This is a genomic window from Collinsella sp. LCP19S3_A6 (assembly GCF_052122015.1).
Taxonomy (GTDB): Bacteria; Actinomycetota; Coriobacteriia; order Coriobacteriales; family Coriobacteriaceae; genus Collinsella.
The window spans coordinates 82747-103516 of the sequence record NZ_JBQKDD010000006.1; the positions used below are offsets into that span (position 1 = coordinate 82747).

Consider the following 20770-nt stretch of genomic DNA (forward strand, 5'->3'; position numbering starts at 1 on the left):
GTGTTTGCTCCGCGCGCGGTTCCGCAGCGAAGCGAGAATGTTTGAGCACGGAGTAAACACCCCGTCTCCCTCGGGGAGGTCCGTTGGGAGCGTAGGGGATGTTTTGAGCTACTCCAGCTCAAACGCTCCGGTATAGAGCTGGTAGTAATATCCGCGCTTGGCGATCAGCTCGTCGTGGTTGCCACGCTCGATGATGCGGCCGTGATCCAGGCAGATGATTGCGTCGGCGTTGCGCACGGTGGACAGGCGGTGCGCGATGACAAACGTCGTGCGGCCCTCCATGAGCTTATCCATGCCCGCTTGCACGATGGCCTCGGTGCGGGTGTCGATGCTCGACGTGGCCTCGTCCAGAATCATTGCCGGCGGATCGGCGACGGCAGCGCGTGCGATCGAAATCAGCTGGCGCTGGCCCTGCGACAGCTGCGCGCCGTTGCCGGTGAGCATGGTGTCGTAACCGTCGGGCAGGCGGGTGATAAAGTCGTCGGCGCCCGCGAGCTTGGCCGCCGCGATGCACTCCTCGTCGGTGGCGTCCAGGTTGCCGTAGCGGATGTTGTCCATTACAGTACCGGTGAACAGGTTCACGTCCTGCAGCACCACGCCCAGCGAGCGGCGCAGATCTGCCTTGCGGATCTTGTTGACGTTGATGCCGTCGTAGCGGATCTTGCCGTCGGCGATGTCATAGAAGCGGTTGATGAGGTTGGTGATGGTCGTCTTGCCCGCGCCGGTGGCACCGACAAACGCGACCTTCTGGCCCGGCTTGGCAAACACGGACACGCCGTGCAGCACCTCGTGGTCGGGCGTGTAGCCAAAGTCGACGTTGTCCATGACCAGGTCGCCGCGCAGCGGTACGTACTCGATCTCGCCGGTTGCACGGTGCGGGTGTTTCCATGCCCACATGCCGGTGTGGTGGTCGGCCTCCTCGAGCTGCCAGGTATCGGGGTTCACCTGCGCGTTGACGAGCGTCACGTAGCCTTCGTCGGCCTCGGGCTCCTCGTCGATGAGCTCAAAGATGCGGTCGGCGCCGGCGAGACCCATGACCACGGCGTTGATCTGCTGCGAGATCTGGCCGATCTGTCCGCAGAACTGCTTGGTCATGTTGAGGAACGGCACCACGACGGCGATGGACAGCGTCATGCCCGAGAGGCTCAGGTTGGGCACGTCCAGCTCCAGGAAGATGCCGCCCGCCAGCGCGACCAGCACGTAGAGCAAGTCGCCCAGGTTCCCGAGGATCGGCATGAGGATGTTGGCGTACATGTTGGCCTTCTGCGAGACCTCGAAGAGCTTCTCGTTGCGCTCGTCAAAATCGGCCTCGGCAGCGGACTCGTGACAGAACGCCTTGACGACTTTCTGGCCGTTCATGACTTCCTCGATATGGCCCTCGACCACGCCGAGCTCGGTCTGCTGCGCGATAAAGAAGCGCGCGGAGTTGGAGCCGAGCAGCTTGGTCATAAAGGTCATAAAGGCGACGCCGGCAACAATGACCAGACACATCCACACGCTGTAATACAGCATGATGAAGAACACGGTGACGATGACGATGATCGTCATGAGCAGGTTGGGCAGCGATTGGCTGATCATCTGACGCAGCGTGTCGATGTCGTTGGTGTAGTGGCTCATGATGTCGCCGCGCTGGTGCGTGTCGAAGTAGCGAATCGGCAGGTCCTGCATGCGGTTGAACATCTTTTCGCGCAGCTTCTCGAGCGAGCCCTGCGTGATGACGGCCATGGCGCGGTTCCAGAAGAGCGAGGAGGCGACGCCCACGGCGTAGATGCAGCCGAGGGTGGTCACGAGCTTCAGAATCTTGGGCTGCGCGGCCGTCCAGTCGCCCGACTGCCACGATTCGCTAATGACCTGCAGCGCGCTCTGGAGAAACGTCGCGCCGATGGAGTTGATGATGGCGCAGAGCACAACGCCGGCGACGACGAGGGGCAAAAGCACCGGGTAGAAGCCAAAGAGCATCTTGATCAGGCGCGTCATGGTGCCGCCCTTGCGGTTGCGCGCGCGCTCGGCGGTAGCGGCCTTACTCATGTGCCTCGCCTCCTTCCTGAGTCTGAGCTTGCGGTGCGGATGCCTCGGTGTCGGCTGCGGCGGTCTCGACCGCGTCCTCGCCTTCGGCACTCATCTTATTTTGCGAGGTAAAGGTCTCGCGGTAGATCTCGCTCGTCTTGAGCAGCTCATCGTGGTTGCCGATGTCCTTGATGCGGCCGCCCTCCATGACGATGATGCGGTCGGCGTCCTGAACGGAGCTGATGCGCTGGGCGATGATGAGCTTGGTCGTGTTGGGCAGGTAGCTCGCCAGGCCCTCGCGGATCTTGGCGTCGGTCTTGGTGTCGACGGCGCTCGTGGAGTCGTCCAGGATCAAGATCTTGGGGCGACGCAGCAGGGCACGCGCGATGCACAGGCGCTGCTTCTGGCCGCCGGAAACGTTGGAGCCGCCCTGCTCGATCCAGGTGTCGTAGCCCTTGGGGAAGCCGTCGACAAACTCGTCGGCGCAGGCCAGATGTGCGGCCTCGCGGACTTCCTCGTCGGTGGCGTTCGGGTCGCCCCAGCGCAGGTTCTCGGCGATGGTGCCGCTAAACAGCACGTTTTTCTGCAGGACCATGGCTACCTGGTGGCGCAGCGCGTCCAGGTCGTAGTCGCGCACGTCCACGCCGCCGACGCGCACGGTGCCCTCCGTGACATCGTACAGACGGGCGATCAGGTTCACGAGCGTCGACTTGGCCGAGCCGGTGCCACCGATAATGCCGATGGTCTCGCCGCTCTTAATATGCAGGTCGATATCGTCGAGCGCCTGGCGGCGGGCATGCTCGGAATATTTAAAGCTCACGTGATCGAAGTCGATGGAGCCGTCGGCAACCTCGTGCACGGGCTCGGTCGGGTTAGCGATCGTGGGCTCGGCGGCCAGCACCTCGGTAATTCGGTGTGCCGACTCATCTGCCATGGTCACCATGACAAAGATCATCGACAGCTGCATTAGGCTCATCAGAATCTGGAAGCCGTAGGTAAAGATGGAGGAGAGCTGGCCCACATCGAACAGGGTGCCCTGGCTCGTGATGATGAGCTTGGAGCCCAGGTAGATGATGACGACGAACGCGCCGTTGACGCAGATGTTCATCATGGGGTTGTTGAAGGCGAGCAACTTCTCGGCGCGGGTGAAGTCCATCTGGACGTCGCGCGCGGCGGTGGCGAACTTCTCCTTCTCAAAGTCTTCGCGCACGTAGCTCTTGACCACGCGCATGCCGGTGACGTTTTCCTCGACCGATTCGTTGAGCGCGTCGTACTTGCGGAACACGCGGGTAAAGATCGGGCGCACCTTATAGATGATAAAGAACAGGCCAAAGCCCAGCAGCGGAATGATGACCAGGTAGACCATGGCGACGCTGCCGCCCATGGCGTATGCCATGGTAAAGGCAAAGACCAGCACCAGCGGCGAGCGCACGGCGATGCGGATGAGCATCATAAAGGCCTGCTGCACGTTGTTGATGTCGGTGGTGAGGCGCGTGACGAGCGAGGAGGTCGAGAACTCGTCGATGTTGGCGAAGCTGAACGTCTGGATCTTGTAGAACAGGTCGCGACGCAGGTTCTTGGCAAAGCCGCAGCTGGCATGGCTGCAGGTGATGCCCGCGGCGGCGCCAAAGGCGAGTGACGTCAGTGCGATGAGTACGAGAAGGCCGGCGGTGGGCAGCATCTCGGTAACGGCGGTGCCGTCCTTGATGGCGTCGATCATGTCGGCGGTGATAAACGGGATCATCATCTGGCAGATTACCTCGCCAAGCACCAGCAGCGGCGTAGCGATCGTGACCTTCATGTAATCGCGGATGCTGCCCATAAGGGTTTTAATCATCCAGTTCCTCCCAGGTTACGCGGATTTTCTCGAGCATCTCGGCGAGCTGTTCACGCTCGTCGTGGGTGAGCGCGCTAAAGGCCTGTTCCCTAAAGCGGATGCGCGAGGCTTGGTCGATGCGGGCCTTCTCCCAGCCGATCTCGGTTAGGCGAATGGTGAGTTGCCGTCGATCCTGGGGGTTACGGCTGCGCTCAATGAGGCCGTTGAGCTCGAGCTTGGACAGGATCTCGGAAAGCGACCCCGGCTTGAGGCCGAAGTGCATGCCGAGTTCCTGCTGCGACATCTCGCCGCCGGGCTGCTTGGCCAGTAGGCAGATGATGGGCGCCTTGCCGGACACGCCTCCGCCATGAAAATGCATGTAATGGCCGCAAAAGCCCAGGTTATTGAGGATGCGCTTGGCAAGCTTGTCTTCCGAGCTAACCGCTTCGGATACATCCGCCGGCTGTGACGGGTCGCCGCCGGGCTCGTGCGAACAAAGGCTAAGAGGTTCATCGCACATGAATGAGTGCTGCTCCTTTCTTTAGTTAGGTAGTGGAATTGTTTTGTGCCTAACCAATTTAGGAGCGTGAGAAATCAATGTCAAGGTACCAAACTTATAGTTACGGCGTTTTGCCAAACGCCGTAACGGCTCGACGCTGCAAACCCGCCAGAGCGGCAATCTGCCTTTCAACTTCGGCGGCATGACCAGAAGGTCAATGCCGCCTCGTTTCAAGGCACCTTGCTCACTCTGGCGGGTTTTCGCTGACTTCGCCAAAACATCGGCGTTGCCCTTGTTGGGATAGTCGTTGGGGACGTTCTTGTTTGACTAGTCGTTTAAGAACGTCCCCAACGACTAACTTAAAAACTATGCCGGATTACGGGGCTGAATGACGGATTGCCGACCATGCCGAAATTGGTAAAAAGAAAACCGCAGGTAGAAGGTTCGCTATGATTTGAAAATAAGGGGTGTGGTTGGCTCATTCAGGTTCAGCCCCGTAATCCGGCATAGTTTTGAAATGGCACTGAATAAGTGGCGGCAAATGAGCCGCAATGAAGCAAGCTAGCCCCTCGTTTCCGAAACCTTTCCGCAACAATTTGCCCTTCGTGCCGCTCGACTCCGCTCGCAACGTCCCCTGCGCTACACTTAGTCGCACTGTGGCGCCGTTGCGCCGCGCCCGACCCAAGGGGGACACTCATGAAGAACACTCAGCTGTTGCTGATCAACGATATGTGCGGCTACGGCAAGGTCGCGCTTTCCGCCATGCTGCCGGTGCTGTCGCACATGGGTTACCGTATCCACAATCTGCCGACGGCACTTGTGTCCGATACGCTCAACTATCCCAAGTTCTACATCCACGACACCACGGAGTACGTGCGTCAGAGTCTTGCCATCTGGGAAGAACTCGGCTTTGAGTTCGACGCCATCTCGACCGGCTTTATCGTGACCGAAGAAGAGACGCGCATCATCTCAGACTTTTGCCACCGCCGCGCGCAAAAGGGCACCAAGGTATTCGTCGACCCCATCATGGGCGACAACGGCAAGCTCTATGCGGGCGTGCCCGAGTCCACGATTGGCCTTATGCGGCACCTGCTGGAGTGCGCAGACTACGCGGTGCCCAACTATACCGAGGCGTGCCTGCTTGCCGATAGGCCTATTGCCGAGCAAATTACGCCCGAAGAGGCCCACGCCCTTGTGGACGCCATGCGCGCGCTGGGCGCCAAGTCGGTGGTCATTACGAGCGCTGTGGTCGACGGCACGAACGCCGTCATCGGTTACGACCACGTGGCGGGGGAGTACTTCACGATTCCCTTCGACCTGATCCCGGTCTATTTCCCGGGCACCGGTGACACGTTCTCGGCGGTGCTCGTCGGTCGCGTTATGGCTGGCTGGAGCCTGCAGCACGCAACGGCCGATGCCATGCGTGTGGTGGCCGAGCTTATCGAGCGCAACGCTGACCAGGAGGACAAGTCTGCCGGCCTGCCCATCGAGGCCTGCCTGGATGTGATCGACCATGAGTAGCGCCAGCGAAAGCGGCCCCGAGCCCGCGAGCGAGGGCAAGTTGCTCGGCGCGCCACGCGGCAAGCGCCCACGTATCCGCATTAGCTGCGTGGACCAGCTGGGCACGTGCCGCTGCCACCATGGCCACACGCCCGGCGACGTCTTCGACTTCGACCGCGATCGCGGCAAGATGTGCTCCATGGCCTGCCATGTGGGCTTTCCCTATATCGACATCCTGCGCTACGGCGGAACCGTGCCCGGCAACGAGCCCGGTACGGCAAAGTTCTGCTGCCCCGAGGTCGATACGTTGAACGTCTGGCTCGCCGAGATCGTCGACGAGTAATCGAGCGTGGATTTTCTCCCACCAAGATAATGAGCGTGGATAATCTCCCGTTTAGAGCGCCGTTTTGCGTTCAAAGTGGGAGATTATCCACGCTCAATTTGTATGCGGGAGATTATCCACGCTCATTTTATGCCGATGGCGTGGCTCACGCATCCGCGCCGCCCGGGCGCCTACAGTTGCTCGAGCATGGCCGTGCAGCCGGCGAGCACATCGCGGTAGGTGGCATCGAAGTTGCCGGTGTACCAGGGATCGGCGACGTCGCCGGGGCGATCGGTCCAATCCAGCAGCCGCGAAATCTTGCCGTCGGCATCGTCGCCGAAGATGCGACGCAGGCCGCGCGCGTTCTCGGCATCCATATAGACGATGTGGTCCCAGTCACCATACTCCGCGCGACGAACCTGGCGCGCGCGGTGCGCAACGACGGGAATCCCGACCTCGCGCAGCTTGGCGACGGTGCCATGATGCGGAGGGTTGCCAATCTCCTCGGTCGAGGTCGCGGCAGAATCAATGACGAACTCCGCCTCGCGCCCAGCACGGCGCACCAGCTCGGCAAACACCGACTCAGCCATCGTCGAGCGACAGATGTTCCCATGACAGACAAATAGGATTTTGCGCATTGGCTAAAACCTCTCGAATATCAGAGTTTTCGCAGATAATCGCACTGCTTTTTGATCCCTCGTCAAGGACAGAATATCAAATTGATTCATAAATGAGCGGATTATTCTTCTTTCCAGCGTCGTAAGAATTGTCGTAAAGAACGAGGGTTTACGACTTGTTGTCACAATGTTGACCGTCCTTTGCATCCAATTTTCAGCATATCCTCTCTGACGTCGTCGAAATCAAGATGGGTGTATGTGTTAAAAGTCACGTTGATGTCGGAGTGGCCCATGATGCATTTTAGCTTCGCAGGGTTCATTCCCCTGCGTGCCATCTTCGAGCAGAAGGTATGTCGGCAGACATGTGGTGTGATTTTGGGAAGCTCATCCTTGTAGATGCGATTATGTTTCTCTATCGCGTGGTGGAAGTACTTCTCCCAGTGCAGGGCAACACGCGGCATCTCGTTTTTATCAAGAAACAGAAAACCGCTAACACCGTCAACGACCGGCTCACTCGAAGGCTTTAGACGTTGCGCAAGGATACTCCTGAAACACTCTGTCACGGCTTGAGTCATGGGAACATAGCGGATCCCGCTCTCCGTCTTGGGACGTTCGATGTAGTATCGCATGTTGCTGGTCCGCTGAAGTTGCTTGTTTACCCGAATGCTTCCGTTTTTGAAATCAAGGTCTTCGACGGTAAGACCGCAGAATTCAGAAATGCGCAGGCCCGTATTTAGAAGGATGTAGATGGCGTCACGATAGCGGTGAAAGTGTTCATCGCCCTCCACGAAAGCAAGAAATCTGCGTTCTTGGTTAGTGGCCAAGGCCTTGCGTGTAACCATGTCGTTTGTCAGTATCGTTGCGAGCTCGAAATAGAAGGGATTTCGGCGAATCAGGCTGTTCTCCTCTGCCAGTTGAAACGCCGGTCTCAGAACACCACGGATGCTATGGATTGTGCTATAGCGCTTGCCGTGGATTTTTTGCAGGTTGATGAGCCATTCCTTGGCATCAAGGGAGGTGACACCGCATATTCGTCGCGAGCCGAATTCATCTGTAGCAAGAAAATTGAGGATTGTCTTGTAGGCGGCTCGAGTGGATTGTTTCACGGCAGTCTTTGTTTCAGTGTAACGAGATGCGAGTTCGTAGACTGTCATATTGTTCGGCGCGACCTTATCAAGCAGATCGCGCTGGATCTCATGCTCCAACGCGCGCAAGCACGGACTGGCTTTCTTCCCCTTCGGAGTTAGATCATGAGTTGTCAAGGTCCACGAGTAGACGCTCCGCGTTTTACCTCTTGCATCCACATACTTGAAGCAGTAACGGCCGTTTTTTCTCTGGCTTTCCCCGCGTCTGAGGATTCGCCCTTTGCTGTCTTTTCTCACAGTCACTAGCAGGCTCCTTCCTGTTCAGAAAAGAGCCCCGATGCGATATTTCAAGATTATCGCACGGGGCCCGATTGGTTAAGCTGTCAAGTGCGAAACGGTGTCGAGAAGCTCTTTATAAAGAGCGTTGGCGCAGGACGAGGGGGCGAGTCCTCGCGCATAACTCGAATATGGGTTTGTACGAGAGGAACCTTCGACCGGCCAGTATCCGTCGAGATCGTGCCTAAACTCAGAGAGACAGATCTCCCTCGTCTGCATCTCCGCAACGACGGAGAGGCGCCTCTCAAGTTGACCAAATCCGTCGACATCGTTTTGCGGACGATAAGTCGCGGATCGGCGCATCTGTTCTCCATAGAATTCCAAGGGGCTGTAGGGCGTCGTGACGATTACGAGATCGGCGGCTATCGCTTTGTCGGAATATCGGGACGGTGCCATCACCTCATGCTCCATCGCATAGGGATCCGTGATGCGAAGCAGGTCGGCGTAGGGGATGGATGAGGGACGAAGTTCGTCAAGAATCACCGTGTGCTTGCCCTCATACCCCTGAAAGATGTCTCTCGTAGATCCAGAGACGAAGAACGGTTCGCCCTTCCGCTTCGCATAGAGCTTTGCGAGGGTGGACTTCCCCGTTCCAGCAGGCCCGAAGATCCAAACTGATTCCACCCTTCTTTCGCCCTTGAGCATCAACCCCCGCCATTCCCGGGCCTGAACCTGAAGGCGGCGTGCATAAACGTCTTCGATCTGACGCTATGTCCGGGCATATTCGGATCCGGAGAGCTGAGAGATCAAGGACTCCTTGTCGATACGACCTTCGAGAAGGTCATCGAGAAGGACTTTGATGCTGCTATGGGACCTCGTTCGAGCAACGCGCGACTCAATAGAAGCAAGTAGCGCTGGGTAATCGAAATTGGAGCGCACGATTTTGGGGTCGTACTGATGCTTGGATCGTGCGCCATCCGTTCTGTGGCACAGGTAGGAAAAACCGTTTTCCACACCTGCCTTCCAAGCCTCGATGCGCTCAGGTTTATCTCCAAGGAGCTTCGCGATGCTATTGAGCGAGCGCGGATTCTGGAACTCCATCATCACGTGAAGATGCGCGGCTGCCGGACGTCCCGCGTCCGTCGTGTCGCTGTCGTGCACGATGCCCGCATAGCGCTTCGGGGCGAGTGTTTCGATTCTTCGGTACATTTCGTCCACAAGACGGGGCAGGTGATCGAGCTGCTGCTCGTACATCATCGCGCGGGTCTTCATGGGCAGAGAATTGGTCATGGTTCCGAGTCCTTTCTCGTAAATGAGCTATTTCGGGACGATTTTGGAACGCGCCCGAGGGTGCGCCTTGGGATAACAAGCTCCCCAAGGCGCATAAATGAGCAGAATTTCAAGTAATGGAACAATCGACGGGGTCCGCTTTTGCTGCGCGAAGCGGACCCCGCGGTGGTTATTCTCTGAAGTACAGGTCAAGGAGCCGCCCAAGCTCGCGGTACACGGGGAAGTCCATGATCGGAAAATGCACAAAGCCGATGCGGTCGTGCGCCCCGTCCGTACTGCTGAACCAAGCGTCGCCCGGGGAGAAGGTGCGAGGTGCACCGAGGTCGAGCAGGCGTTCCGCGCCCCATATGAGCCGCGCCTCGGGAAGCGTCGGCTTGAAGAGGACGCGGGTGCTGCACGCCGAGCGCAGCATCGACGGCAAGCCCCCCTCCTCAACAGACGCCTCGGCGATCGAGATGATGGCGTAGCAGCCCGCGCTCGCCCCCATCGTTACGATGCGCTTCACCAGCCCATCAAACGTCGCGAGGCAGTAATCGGGGTCCTCCTTGCTCGCGCGCTTGGGAAACAGCGTGCGGAGTGCCACGTACTCATCCATGAAGAGAAGCGAAACGTGAAGCCTCGCATCCCACCAGTGCACGGCGTCTCCCGTCTCTGTCGACCTGTCGTTGAGGAAGCTCTGTCGCTCTTTGATGCTGTCGGCGAACCGTGATAACGCAGACAGGATTGCGCGAGCGTCCCTGTCAGCATTCAGTGAAACCACGCGAGGAAGTCGGGAGGGCTCGGCCTGCTTGGGGTCTATGATGAGGACTTGCGATCCGTGTCCGTCAGGACCAGCCAACAGGGCTTGGAGCAAGAGGGCGATCACGCCCGTGGTCTTTCCAGCGATGAGCATGGAACCGGAGGTGCGGAGGTCGATGCTCGTGCCGTTTTGAACGCGGAATTCGTAGGCGTTCGCCGGGCACAAATCCTCGACACGCGATGCCTTGATCTCTCGATGCAACGTCACATCTTCAAGGAAGAAGGTCACTTGATTGCATGCGACGTCTGCTTCGGCAAGTACGACGGCGTAGCGGGAGAACCTTCCGCGAAGTCGGGAGCTAATGCTAGGTCCCATCTTCGATATTTCTTCTGCCGTTGAGGATGAGGTTGAGATGGCGAGCTCGAACTGTCCAGGAGCCGTCTCTTTGCAAGAGATGTCGGGAAGAAGCTCGCCTTCTCGCAGGTGTAGAGGATTCCCGTAACGTGGATCAAAGAGCCCCTTCCTAATGCGTGCATGCAACCGTGTTGATTCAGATAGCATGACGTAATGTGTGATCCCTCCCGCAAACAACATGGTCCCAGCGAGGCTAAGAGTGGCCGCTGCGGAGGTAAGGTTGCCGCCAAACGCCATCACCGTACTGGGCTCTATGGCGATGGGCGCAAGAATGGTGTTCACGAATAGCCCGATGCAATAAACGCACGCGGCGACCGCAAATAAAGCGACCCCCAGCACACAAAGCTTTGCGCTGGGGGTCGAATACACGATCGCCGGTGCGCCACTGGAGTAACGCACCACAATCACCTAGCCCTTCGCGGGGATGACGGTAATGCCGTCCGCCGTGATGGACAACTGGTTGCGATAATCACCGTAAACCTTTGCGACCACGCCGGTGGGAATGACGTGCTGATTGACGGGAATCTCGATATCGTTCGAAACCTTGATGGAAAGCTTCTCGAAACGATTGCTGACCACCTCGCCTTCGTTTTGGTGATACTGCGTGTTATCGGTTGTGATCACCACGTCGATCTTGGTGCCGCGATGCTCTTTGGTGTTTTAATCAACCCATTTACCACCTCCGACACAAAGGAAACGCTTGCCTTTCGCAAAAGCTTCCCAATCGAACTTCATAAACTGATTCAATTTCCTCATACTCGAACTCCTCTCAATCCAATTATTTGCTGACTCCGCGTTGCGGCTCGCCGTGGACATCGAGATAGAGGCGCAGGACGTTGCGCAAGATCTCCTCGACATTTCTTGTTGCGGCATGAAGATCATCGTCCCCAAACATTGCCCCATGGAGCTTCGTGTGGGCACAAAGAATCTGGCGATACATGACGCGAGAGAACATCTCTTCGGCCTTCAGGGCATGTCGAACAGCTCGTTCAGAACAAGTCGGCATGCTCGCCGAAGACTCCTTTATAGACGACATTGCCGTACTGGTTGTTGAGATGGAGCCGCATTCAAACGGTCCGCGCATGATCTTCGGTCGGGTCATACACACCTCTTTCCTAAAATTGGATATTACCGACGATTCGTCAACCGTCATCGAGCACTCGGTGAGCACATCATGCCATAAGCTTCTGAGCTGGGATTATTTCGCAAGGACCTGTCGTTCTCGACGTCCTCTGATGAGAAGAAGTGGGGCGTAATGATGACAAAGTATTCAATCACGGAACAAACACAATTTAATAATCACCCAGATGGGGCAAATATGGACATCCAGATATTGAATCGTCGGTATCGTTGGTGTCGCTGAGCCTTCAGGCTGAGGGGGATGGGCCATTTGCGCTGAGTTGCTTGCAAAACGGGGGAGGGGATATCAGAAGAAGGCGGCTTGCAGAAGACATGCCTGAGCGCTAGAGGAGGGGCTGACCAATAGTGTGCTCCTCTTCTGGGGCCAAATCCAAGCGGAGGGGGCATGAGGCCGAGAGGAACTGCTCGTCATGGCTCACCAAAACAAGCGCGCCGGGAAAGGCGGAAAGCGCTCGCTCGAGTGCCTCCACCGAGTGCAGGTCCAGGTGATTCGTGGGTTCGTCCATGACGATGATTTCGGGGGCATCTAGTATACCGCGGGCGAGCATGAGCTTCCGCAGCTCCCCCGGGCTGATGTTCTCGCCGGACAATATTCGTTCGGGATCCGAATTGAGTTGCGCAACGATCGAAAGCAGGGCTCCACGTTCGGCTTGGGGCAGGTCCTTGATTTCCGAGAGGAATTCAATTGAGGATGAATCGTCGACTTCCTGAGGGATATACAGCGTGCGAATGTCCAATCCCGTGGCCTTGCGGCCTTCCAATATCTCCAGGATATGCTTGACCAGTGTTGTTTTCCCCGCTCCGTTGGGGCCGCTTATGCCCAGATGATCGGTATTTCCCAGATAAATCTCGGGAACCCGCAAAGATTGCCTCGGGCCGCACGGTATGCGATCTGAGCTGACGTGAATCAGTGTTTTGCGCGGGCTGGGTTGCGCTTCCATCCACAAGGTGCTTTCGTAGCGCTTTTCGACATGGTGGGCGTCGACGGCGGCTTGCGCGCGCTGGATTCGGGAGTCCATGCGCGAAGCGAGCTTGCCCGCAACGCCGTCTCTGCCAGTGAGAATGGCGAGTTTGATTCGTGCTTTCGCGTCGTGATCCTTCGGATCGACATGACGGGCGCTTCTCTTGGATGCGGACCGTGAGGCGTTTTCAACGCGCCTGATATACTCAGCCTTCATGCGCTTTTCTTCGGATCGCGCAATCGATTTGGCCCGCGCCGCGCTTTCGCGCTCCAGATTCGCCTGCGAGCGAGCTTGGGAGTAGTTGCCGGGGCGCATGGTGACGTGCCCCGACTCAAAGCACAGGCAGTCATTTGCCAAGGAGTCGAGCAACGCACGGTCGTGCGAGACGAGGAGGCCAATACCCTTGTACTCGGCGAGTGCTTTGCAAATCTGCCTTCTGCATTCTGCGTCCACATGGTTAGTCGGTTCATCCATTGCCAGAAGATCGGGATTCTGCCAAAGCGCGACGGCTATTTGAATTTTCTTCTGCTCGCCACCGGAGAGCTCGGAAAAACGCCAGAGCATATCATCGGTGATGCGGAGCATCCTTCTGAGGTGCGTGGTCGCCGGGGCGAAGTCGCACGCAAAATCGAAGAGCATGGGCGGTTCGACTCCGGCTTCTTGCGCGCAATATGCGGAGACGAGACGCGGTGAAACGACGCCGCGATCTGGAATCAGAAGTCCGCACGCAATGCGGACGAAAGTTGATTTCCCGCACCCGTTGTCTCCGACGATGCCGTGCCAGCCGGGGGCAAATGTCGCCGACACGTTGTCGAGTGCGGGCATTGCGCTGCCAGGATATGCATAAGTAATATGGGAAAGAACGAGGGTGGTGGAGCTGTTCAAATTGGTTCTTGACATTGTGCCTCCTCGGCATGGGAGGCCGCGTTTTGCCGCATATGCTCTGATTGGCTCGTTCCGACCAACGTGAACGCCCGTCGACTCGAGTCAAGCTGAAAGAAAATGAGTCGACGGCAATGCTCGCAAAGGTAGTGTTTAGGATATACGAGGATCAGTGAAAAGACGATACGACAAATGTGCAGCCAGATTTATTCTTGGATAGATGGCAATTTGCAAATTGGCGTCGATATGTATCGTCTACAGCTTCACGAATCCTTTTCCTTTCCGGGGCGCTGGCTTGGCATATGGGCCTGCGCTGAATTCTTCCGTAGAGTCTAACAAAGCAATAATGCGGACGCAAGGAGGCGTTGCGTCTGAAAGCACGCCATTGCGTTGGACGCTTGAAGGGGTTTGCAAGTCGATTGAAAGAATACTAGTGCATCCGCTTCTTGTAACTAGCATGCGATGGTGGGCGTCGTTGTTAGCGCCGGGCGATTTTAGCCGCTAATAGTCAACCGATTTTGACCAATCCCGGTCACCGAATAATGGCCACCGTGCCTCCCCGCCGCCACTACGCTGGTGGCGCCAACACGCCGCCCTCGACAGGCTGCTCGACAAGGCGTCGGTGTTCGTGATGCGGGGCCCGAGCTACCGCGGCAGGGGGCTCGACACGTACTCGGTGGAGGCCGTCCCCCAGGCGGTGAAGGTGAGGGGGATCCAGCCCGAGGGGATGTAGGAATGCGATAGGAAAGTCATAGATGCGGGCGTGTTGGCCAAAATGGGTCGGCCGGGATTGGTCAATCTCGGCCGACTATATTTGGCTAAATTTTTCCGACACTAACATCGTGAATGTTGAGCGAGGTCATCGACTTGATTTTTCTGGTGTTTGAGATATTAGCTTTCGCGATTTACCCTCCAAATTGCAGAGGTTTGAGACGACCGGAAAGGAATGCTTATGCTCGATTCTCCGTTCTTCAGCTACTGGGGAAAGGCGAAAGGAGTTGCTTTTCTCCATCACGGCAATATCGCATCGGGGCTCAAAGTCGTAAAAACGTCGTAAGGTACGCGATATGGTTCGCCGGGATCCTAACTAGCTAGGCATTTTTCTGAATCTGCAGATGTTCCCATGACAGATAAACAGTACGCGTTGCATAGGGCGATACCTTTCATATAGAAGGCTGCTAAAGAGTCGAAGCCGGGCGCATACCAAGTTTTATTTCTTGGCCAGTTTGAAGTAGCGCTCAAATATCAATTCGAAAACGTAATAGAACATCAATCGACTGTCGAGGTCCATGCTGCCCAAGCGGATTTCTTTTTGCACGGTGTAGATAGGGTAGTCGGCTAGTTTCGAGAGGGAATTTCGAGAAAAGCCGGTGAGCGTGACAACCTTGCATCCGCGCGTTTTGGCTATCGATGTGGCGTCAATAGACACCTGCGTCTCGCCGCTTACGGAAACGCTGAAGACCAGGTCGTTTTTGCCGAGGAGTTCTGCGTAATGCCTCATGACGTGGCGTTCACTGAGCGTGTCGGTATTCTTGCCCATTATTTTGAGCTTTTCAGCCATCTCGAGGCACGGGTATTTCGAAAAGCCCGAGCAGAAGAAGACGATATGCGAGGCGTCCTGGATAAGACTCACAACCGAATCGATGACCCGGTCGTTAAGCAGATCTTTGGTCTGTACGAGCTGGGTATCAAGAGGAAGTGCCTCGATAGTGAATCGATTGCGATCGAGCGAGGCGGAATACGATTGTTTGAGCTCCGTAAACCCCGAGAAGCCAAGTTTATGGGCAAGCCTGACGATTGTATTGGGAGCGACGAAGAACCGTTCGGCAACGCTCTTAAGCGTGACATCGTCAATATCATCACGCAGCTCGATGATGTAGCGCATGATCTCGCTTTCGAGATCGTTGAGCTTGCTCTCGCCAGCTCGCACATGATCATAAAAAGATTCTTGATCTTTCATAAGATGTTTCAGCCCCTCGCACCTCGCCGTACATATGGTACCGCTTTGTGTAGCCAGGTGAGAAATCGGTAATCGGTCAAGATTGCCTATTGCCCATGAACTGGGCAAACGCGCGTGTCTGCCTACACATATCTGTGTCGTGAGCGAAATCATGTGTCCCCGTTTCGCATTGGCCCACACGGGGACTTGCAAATGACCTTATGTCGCAAAATACCAATCGAAACGAAGCAAGCCGAGGACAGCCGCGGAGCCCAAGGTCTTCGAGAACACCGATCAGCCAACCCTGGAGGGACGGAACATGAAGGATAAGCTCAATATTGTGATCGTTGGCGGCGGCTCCACGTGGTGCCCTGGCATTCTTAAAGCCCTGACCAAGCACATGGACATTCTGCCGCTGAACCGCGTGATGCTCTATGACATCGATGCCGAGCGCCAGCGTCCGATCGGCGAGTTTGGCAAGATTCTCTTCGCCGAGGAGGAGCCCGGTGTGGAGTTTGGTTACACCACCGATAAGGACGAGGCTTACACCGACGTCGACTTTGTGCTCTGCCAGATTCGTACCGGCGGCTACGAGATGCGTAGCAAGGACGAGAAGATTCCGCTGCATATGGGAATCATCGGCCAGGAAACGGTGGGCCCTGGCGGCATGGCTTACGGTATGCGCTCCATGCATGACATGGTTGAGATCGTCAACGACGTTCGCGCCCATAGCCCGGAGGCGTGGATTATCAATTACACCAATCCGGCTGCTATTGTGGCATATGGTCTCGAGCGCGTCCTGCCCGATGAGCATCGCGTTCTCAACATCTGCGACCAGCCTGTCAACCTCATGCGCTCTTACGGTCGCCTGCTCGGTCGCGATATGAGCAAGACGGAGCCTGTGTACTTTGGCCTCAATCACTTCGGTTGGTTCAAGCACATCTACGATGAAGAGGGCCATGACCTCGTCCCGCAGATTAAGGAGTACACGGAGAAGAACGGCTTCCTTCCTGCCGATGCCGAGCAGCGTGACCAGTCCTGGCTTGATACCTACGCCATGGTCAAGGATATGCTCGAGGACTTCCCCGACTATCTGCCCAACACTTATCTGCAGTACTATCTGTATCCCGAGTACAAGGTCGCTCACCTCGACCCCGACTACACTCGCTCCGACGAGGTTATCAACGGTCGCGAGAAGCGCGTGTTCGCCGAGTGCGAGCGTGTTGCCAAAGTCGGCACCGCAAAGAACTCCTCGGTTGTGCAGAACGATGCTCATGGCGATATGATCGTGGAAATCACCTCGGCCATTTATCGCAACACCAACAAGACCTTCATTGTCATCGTGCCCAACAACGGCATTATCGAGGGTATGCCCGATGACGCCATGGTCGAGGTCGCGGCAAGCGTGGGCGCCAATGGCCCGCAGCCCTATGCTGTTGGCAAGATTGGCACCTTCTATCGCGGTCTTATGGAGAACCAGTACGCCTATGAGCGCCTGACTGTTGAGGCTTGGATGGAGGGTTCCTACGAGAAGGCCCTGCAGGCACTCACGCTTAATCGTCTGGTCGGTGACGCAAAGAAGGCGCGTAAGGTGCTCGATAAGCTCATCGAGGCCAATAAGGATTACTGGCCGGAGCTTAAGTAGCTAGTTCCATAGCGTTTGATAACTGTTATGGGGCGTGTGGGTTGTAGAACTGCACGCCCCGTTTCTTTAAGAGGGGTATCCCATGAACAAAGATGAGCTGCTGGCAAAGTTCCAGCGCCTGGGCAAAGTCCTCATGACGCCTGTCCTGATCCTGCCAATCGCCGGCATCCTTCAGGGCTTTGGCAATGCCTTTACCAGCCCCACCCTTACGGCAGCTGTTCCCTGGCTTGCTGCTCCGGGCTTTGCGATTTTCTTTTCGATTCTTAAGGCCGCAGCCGGCATCGTTATGAGCAACATCCCGGTTATCTTCTCGATTTGCCTCGCCTATGGCTTCGCCAAGTCCGAGAAGGCTACCGCGGCGCTTTGTGGCTTTTTGGGCTACATGTGCATGAACTCCGTGATGGGCACGTTCCTTACGGCGACTGGCGTTATCGATCCCGCCAATCTTACGACGGGCCAGAGCACGATCCTCGGTATCACCACGCTCGACACGGGCGTTATCGGCGGTCTTCTGGTGGGTGCAATCGTCGCATGGCTGCATAACCGTTACTACAAGATTGAGCTGCCTGCCGTGTTCTCCATCTTCAACGGCACACGCTTTATCCCGGCGGTAACGCTGCTCTCATGCAGTGTCCTCGCATTGGTCATGTCCTTTGTTTTCCCGTTTATCCAGAACGCTCTCGGTGCGCTGTCCGAGTTCATCAAGACTACGGGTGCCTTTGGTGCATTTGTCTACGGCGCTGGCGAGCGCATGCTCCTGCCTTTTGGTCTGCATCACTTTGTCTATTTACCGTTCTTCTTCACGTCGCTCGGTGGCGTCGAGACCATCGACGGCCAGACCGTTCAGGGCGCTATCAATATCTACAACGCGATCCTGGGCTCTCCTAGCACGCCGTTTAACATCGAGGTCAGCCGTTTTGTCATGAACGGTAAGGTTATCTTCGCCATGTTCGGCCTGCCCGGTGCTGCACTCGCCTTCTACAAGACGGCGCTTCCCAAGAACAAGAAGAAGACCGCAGCGCTCATGATTGCCATCGTGGTGCCTTGCATCCTCTCCGGCATTACCGAGCCGCTCGAGTACTCCTTCCTGTTTATCGCGCCCATCCTCTACGTGTTCCACGCTCTCATGGCTGGTCTTGCCTATGCGCTGACCTATATCCTGCAGTTCAACGTGGCCGGCTCCGCATCCTTTGGCGGCCCGCTCTTGTCGTTGATCTTTAACGGCATTATGGGTGCAGCCAAGGGCTCCAACTGGCAGGTTATCCTGTTCCTCGGCCCCATCTACTTCGTGGTGTACTACTTCGTCTTCAAGTTCATCATTCTTAAGAAGGATCTAAAGACCCCTGGCCGTGAGGAAGAGTCTGGCGATGAGGCCGAAAAGGCTCCCAAGACCGTGATCAGCGACCTCATTCCCGCCATCGTTGAGGCAGTGGGCGGCGACAACAACATTAAGTCTGTCGAGGCCTGCTTCACCCGTCTGCGCATCCAGCTCAATGACTGTGACAAGGTGGTTGATGACGCCGAGTTTACCGAAAAGCTCGAAGCGCGTGGCATCGTGCATGTTAACGGCGGTGTGCAGATTGTCTACGGCAACATGGCATCTAACTACGCAATCCAGATGCGCGAGCTGCTGGGTATGGAGTAAACGCCCCACATATCTATAAAATCCTGTATAAAAGGCGGTGGCAGACAATGTGTCTGCCGCCGCCTTTGAGTTGCCCCACGCGCATTTCGTGTATTTGAAATACACGAAATTGCACTGTCGGAGCTTGCAGGCGGATAGACACTACTCGTATGGGACGGTTTTCACCGGTTGCTCGCCACCTTGGGCTATGTTCGCCCCTATGCCTGCATCCGGGGCTGTGTTGATTGACGACGGCGTTCCCAGCGGGCGAGCTTAATCGTCACCAGCGTGAGCGCCCAGGCCACAAGCGAGAACGCGGCGCCCACTGCGCCTACGTACGCAATGCCAATGTTGCTTACCACGGCTCCGCCCACTGCGGTGCCAAACGTGATGCCGACGCTAAACCCATGGGCTTAACCGAGCTTGCGAGTACCATCGACTTGGGATGGCGGCGGCGTGCCACGTCCATGAAGTGCGTGAAGCATGACACCGAGAACAGGCACATGAGCAGCGCCAAGCTAATGTGACAAAGGGGCAGTCCGTTTGTCACATTCCATGCCTTATAAACTTGCAAATTCTGCAAGTTTCTAAGGTAACATCTTATAAACTTGCAAAAAATGCAAGTTTATAAGATTTCATGTCTGGTCGGGCGCTAGGGAGACTCTATGGATATCGTTCGCCGAAGCCGTTATCTTGATCGACTCATTGCTTTTCAGGATACCGACCTCATCAAAATCGTGACGGGCATACGCCGTTGTGGCAAATCAACGTTATTGGACATGATGAGGGACTATCTGGCGCAACAGGGGGTGCCAACCGAGCGTTTGCTGACCTTTAAGATGGAATCTCTAGAGTACGCGGGAATTACGGATTATCTGACGTTTTATCGTATGGTTCGGGAGCGCATCGACGGCATCGATCATCCCTACCTGTTCTTTGACGAGCTCCAGAATGTCGAAGGTTGGGAAAAGGCGGTCAACTCGCTCCGAGTGGATTTGCCGTGCGATATCTATGTCACGGGCTCCAATGCCTTTTTGCTATCGAGCGAGCTCGCAACGCTTATCTCGGGCCGATATGTCGAGGTCAAGATGCAGCCTCTCACGTTTGGCGAATATCTTGATTTTCGCTCGATTGATGCGGTCGCCGCTGAAGGGCTTGGTGAGAGGGTCGAACTTGTTTCCAAGACGGGCGATCGCCTTAATTCAAATACCGTGCTTGAGCAGTACATAACCTATGGCGGCATGCCGTTTCTGGCCCATGATGAGCCGAGACGTGAGCTGTGTCGCGACTATATCCGTAGCCTCTACCAGACGATCGTCGCGCGCGATATCCTGTCGCGTGTGACGCGTAGGGGTCGCGGAGCTATCACCAAGCGCGATGTTCTCGAGCGGCTCTGTGCGTATCTGACAGACAACATCTCCAACCAAACCTCGGTCAACAAAATCGTAGGGACGCTCAACGAATCAGCGGGCGGTAAGACCAACGCATCGACGGTGTCGGCATATATTGACGCTCTGGAAGAGACGTACCTGTTTACCAAAGTAAAAAGGTATGACATCAAGGGGCGGGAGCTTCTTAAGACAGGCGGTAAATATTACATAGCTGATACGGGAATTCGCAGCTATCTTGACGGATATAGAGGTAGCGATAGCGGAAGGATGCTCGAGAACGTTATCTACAACCAGCTTGTCTTTGAAGGATACGAAGTGTTTTGCGGCCATCTACGCGCGGGGGAAATCGACTTTGTCGCAATCGGCGAGGGATCAGACCGCAAATATATCCAGGTTACCGAACGGATCGATGCCGAGGCGACGAGGGAACGCGAGCTGCGACCGCTCAAGCTAAGCACGCTAGGAAAAATTCCTGATTCGTATGAGAAGATCCTGATTGTCAGGGATGGCGACCATCCAACGGACATCGATGGCATCAGAATCGTGGGGGCAGTCGACTTCTTGTTGAGAAATAAGATTACCCGCGGCTAAACGTAAACAGATCCGTTTCGATGCGACAAAG

The 20770-nt window shown here is 56.3% G+C and carries 19 protein-coding genes; 5 read left to right on the forward strand and 14 right to left on the reverse strand.

What is annotated here, in order from left to right:
- Positions 1–108: 108 nt before the first annotated feature.
- Genes ACTQVX_RS05450 through ACTQVX_RS05460 form a run of 3 tightly spaced genes read right to left on the reverse strand, consistent with a single transcriptional unit; the run spans position 109 to position 4343 of the window.
- Complete coding sequence (locus ACTQVX_RS05450; protein ID WP_441540805.1) at positions 109–2028, reverse strand: ABC transporter ATP-binding protein; 1920 nt, start codon at positions 2026–2028, stop codon at positions 109–111.
- Positions 2021–3844 carry an ABC transporter ATP-binding protein gene (locus tag ACTQVX_RS05455; protein WP_441057599.1) on the reverse strand — a complete coding sequence of 608 codons (1824 nt, stop codon included), beginning with the start codon at positions 3842–3844 and terminating at the stop codon, positions 2021–2023. The genes ACTQVX_RS05450 and ACTQVX_RS05455 overlap by 8 nt, the downstream gene beginning before the upstream one ends.
- Positions 3837–4343, reverse strand: coding sequence for a MarR family winged helix-turn-helix transcriptional regulator (locus ACTQVX_RS05460; RefSeq protein WP_441540806.1), 507 nt, complete (start codon positions 4341–4343; stop codon positions 3837–3839). Before ACTQVX_RS05460 ends, ACTQVX_RS05455 begins: the two co-directional genes overlap by 8 nt.
- 675 nt (positions 4344–5018) lie before the next feature.
- On the opposite strand from ACTQVX_RS05460, the gene ACTQVX_RS05465 reads away from it, so the two are divergent.
- Together ACTQVX_RS05465 and ACTQVX_RS05470 are read left to right on the forward strand one after the other, a co-directional pair.
- Positions 5019–5843, forward strand: coding sequence for a PfkB family carbohydrate kinase (locus ACTQVX_RS05465; protein WP_441031977.1), 825 nt, complete (start codon positions 5019–5021; stop codon positions 5841–5843).
- The gene (locus ACTQVX_RS05470; RefSeq protein ID WP_441017131.1) at positions 5836–6165 is read left to right on the forward strand and encodes a TIGR04076 family protein; all 330 of its coding nucleotides are present in this window, start codon (positions 5836–5838) and stop codon (positions 6163–6165) included. Before ACTQVX_RS05465 ends, ACTQVX_RS05470 begins: the two co-directional genes overlap by 8 nt.
- A gap of 170 nt (positions 6166–6335) precedes the next feature.
- Here ACTQVX_RS05470 and ACTQVX_RS05475 read toward each other — a convergent pair whose 3' ends face one another.
- From ACTQVX_RS05475 to ACTQVX_RS05515, 9 genes are all read right to left on the reverse strand, one after another.
- Positions 6336–6782, reverse strand: a complete 447-nt coding sequence (locus ACTQVX_RS05475) for a low molecular weight protein-tyrosine-phosphatase (protein ID WP_117743459.1) — start codon at positions 6780–6782, stop codon at positions 6336–6338.
- 161 nt (positions 6783–6943) lie between these two features.
- A complete protein-coding gene (locus tag ACTQVX_RS05480) occupies positions 6944–8149 on the reverse strand; it encodes a site-specific integrase (RefSeq protein WP_199407132.1) in 1206 nt (401 codons plus the stop codon).
- Positions 8150–8221: 72 nt separating this feature from the next.
- Positions 8222–8827 carry a hypothetical protein gene (locus ACTQVX_RS05485; RefSeq protein ID WP_117734894.1) on the reverse strand — a complete coding sequence of 202 codons (606 nt, stop codon included), beginning with the start codon at positions 8825–8827 and terminating at the stop codon, positions 8222–8224.
- Positions 8828–8890: 63 nt separating this feature from the next.
- Positions 8891–9412, reverse strand: a complete 522-nt coding sequence (locus ACTQVX_RS05490) for a Rep family protein (RefSeq protein WP_117743461.1) — start codon at positions 9410–9412, stop codon at positions 8891–8893.
- Positions 9413–9581: 169 nt separating this feature from the next.
- Positions 9582–10847 carry a hypothetical protein gene (locus tag ACTQVX_RS05495; RefSeq protein WP_441016964.1) on the reverse strand — a complete coding sequence of 422 codons (1266 nt, stop codon included), beginning with the start codon at positions 10845–10847 and terminating at the stop codon, positions 9582–9584.
- A 126-nt stretch (positions 10848–10973) separates the two neighbouring features.
- Positions 10974–11189, reverse strand: coding sequence for a hypothetical protein (locus ACTQVX_RS05500; protein ID WP_117743463.1), 216 nt, complete (start codon positions 11187–11189; stop codon positions 10974–10976).
- A 154-nt stretch (positions 11190–11343) separates the two neighbouring features.
- Positions 11344–11667, reverse strand: coding sequence for a hypothetical protein (locus ACTQVX_RS05505; protein ID WP_117734898.1), 324 nt, complete (start codon positions 11665–11667; stop codon positions 11344–11346).
- A 361-nt stretch (positions 11668–12028) separates the two neighbouring features.
- Positions 12029–13567 carry an ATP-binding cassette domain-containing protein gene (locus ACTQVX_RS05510; RefSeq protein ID WP_441016970.1) on the reverse strand — a complete coding sequence of 513 codons (1539 nt, stop codon included), beginning with the start codon at positions 13565–13567 and terminating at the stop codon, positions 12029–12031.
- 1192 nt (positions 13568–14759) lie between these two features.
- Entirely contained in the window at positions 14760–15509 is a 750-nt protein-coding gene (locus ACTQVX_RS05515; RefSeq protein ID WP_117757480.1) for a MurR/RpiR family transcriptional regulator, read from the reverse strand.
- 298 nt (positions 15510–15807) lie between these two features.
- Between ACTQVX_RS05515 and ACTQVX_RS05520 the strand changes: the two genes are divergently transcribed.
- Entirely contained in the window at positions 15808–17133 is a 1326-nt protein-coding gene (locus ACTQVX_RS05520; protein WP_089573127.1) for a 6-phospho-alpha-glucosidase, read from the forward strand.
- Between the two features lie 82 nt (positions 17134–17215).
- Complete coding sequence (locus tag ACTQVX_RS05525; protein WP_441560513.1) at positions 17216–18778, forward strand: PTS transporter subunit EIIC; 1563 nt, start codon at positions 17216–17218, stop codon at positions 18776–18778.
- 197 nt (positions 18779–18975) lie between these two features.
- Here ACTQVX_RS05525 and ACTQVX_RS05530 read toward each other — a convergent pair whose 3' ends face one another.
- A complete protein-coding gene (locus tag ACTQVX_RS05530) occupies positions 18976–19119 on the reverse strand; it encodes a hypothetical protein (protein ID WP_195838622.1) in 144 nt (47 codons plus the stop codon).
- The gene (locus ACTQVX_RS05535; RefSeq protein WP_441016976.1) at positions 19113–19307 is read right to left on the reverse strand and encodes a hypothetical protein; all 195 of its coding nucleotides are present in this window, start codon (positions 19305–19307) and stop codon (positions 19113–19115) included. Before ACTQVX_RS05535 ends, ACTQVX_RS05530 begins: the two co-directional genes overlap by 7 nt.
- Before the next feature lie 115 nt (positions 19308–19422).
- Between ACTQVX_RS05535 and ACTQVX_RS05540 the strand changes: the two genes are divergently transcribed.
- Positions 19423–20739, forward strand: a complete 1317-nt coding sequence (locus ACTQVX_RS05540) for an ATP-binding protein (RefSeq protein WP_441055372.1) — start codon at positions 19423–19425, stop codon at positions 20737–20739.
- Positions 20740–20770: the final 31 nt, after the last annotated feature.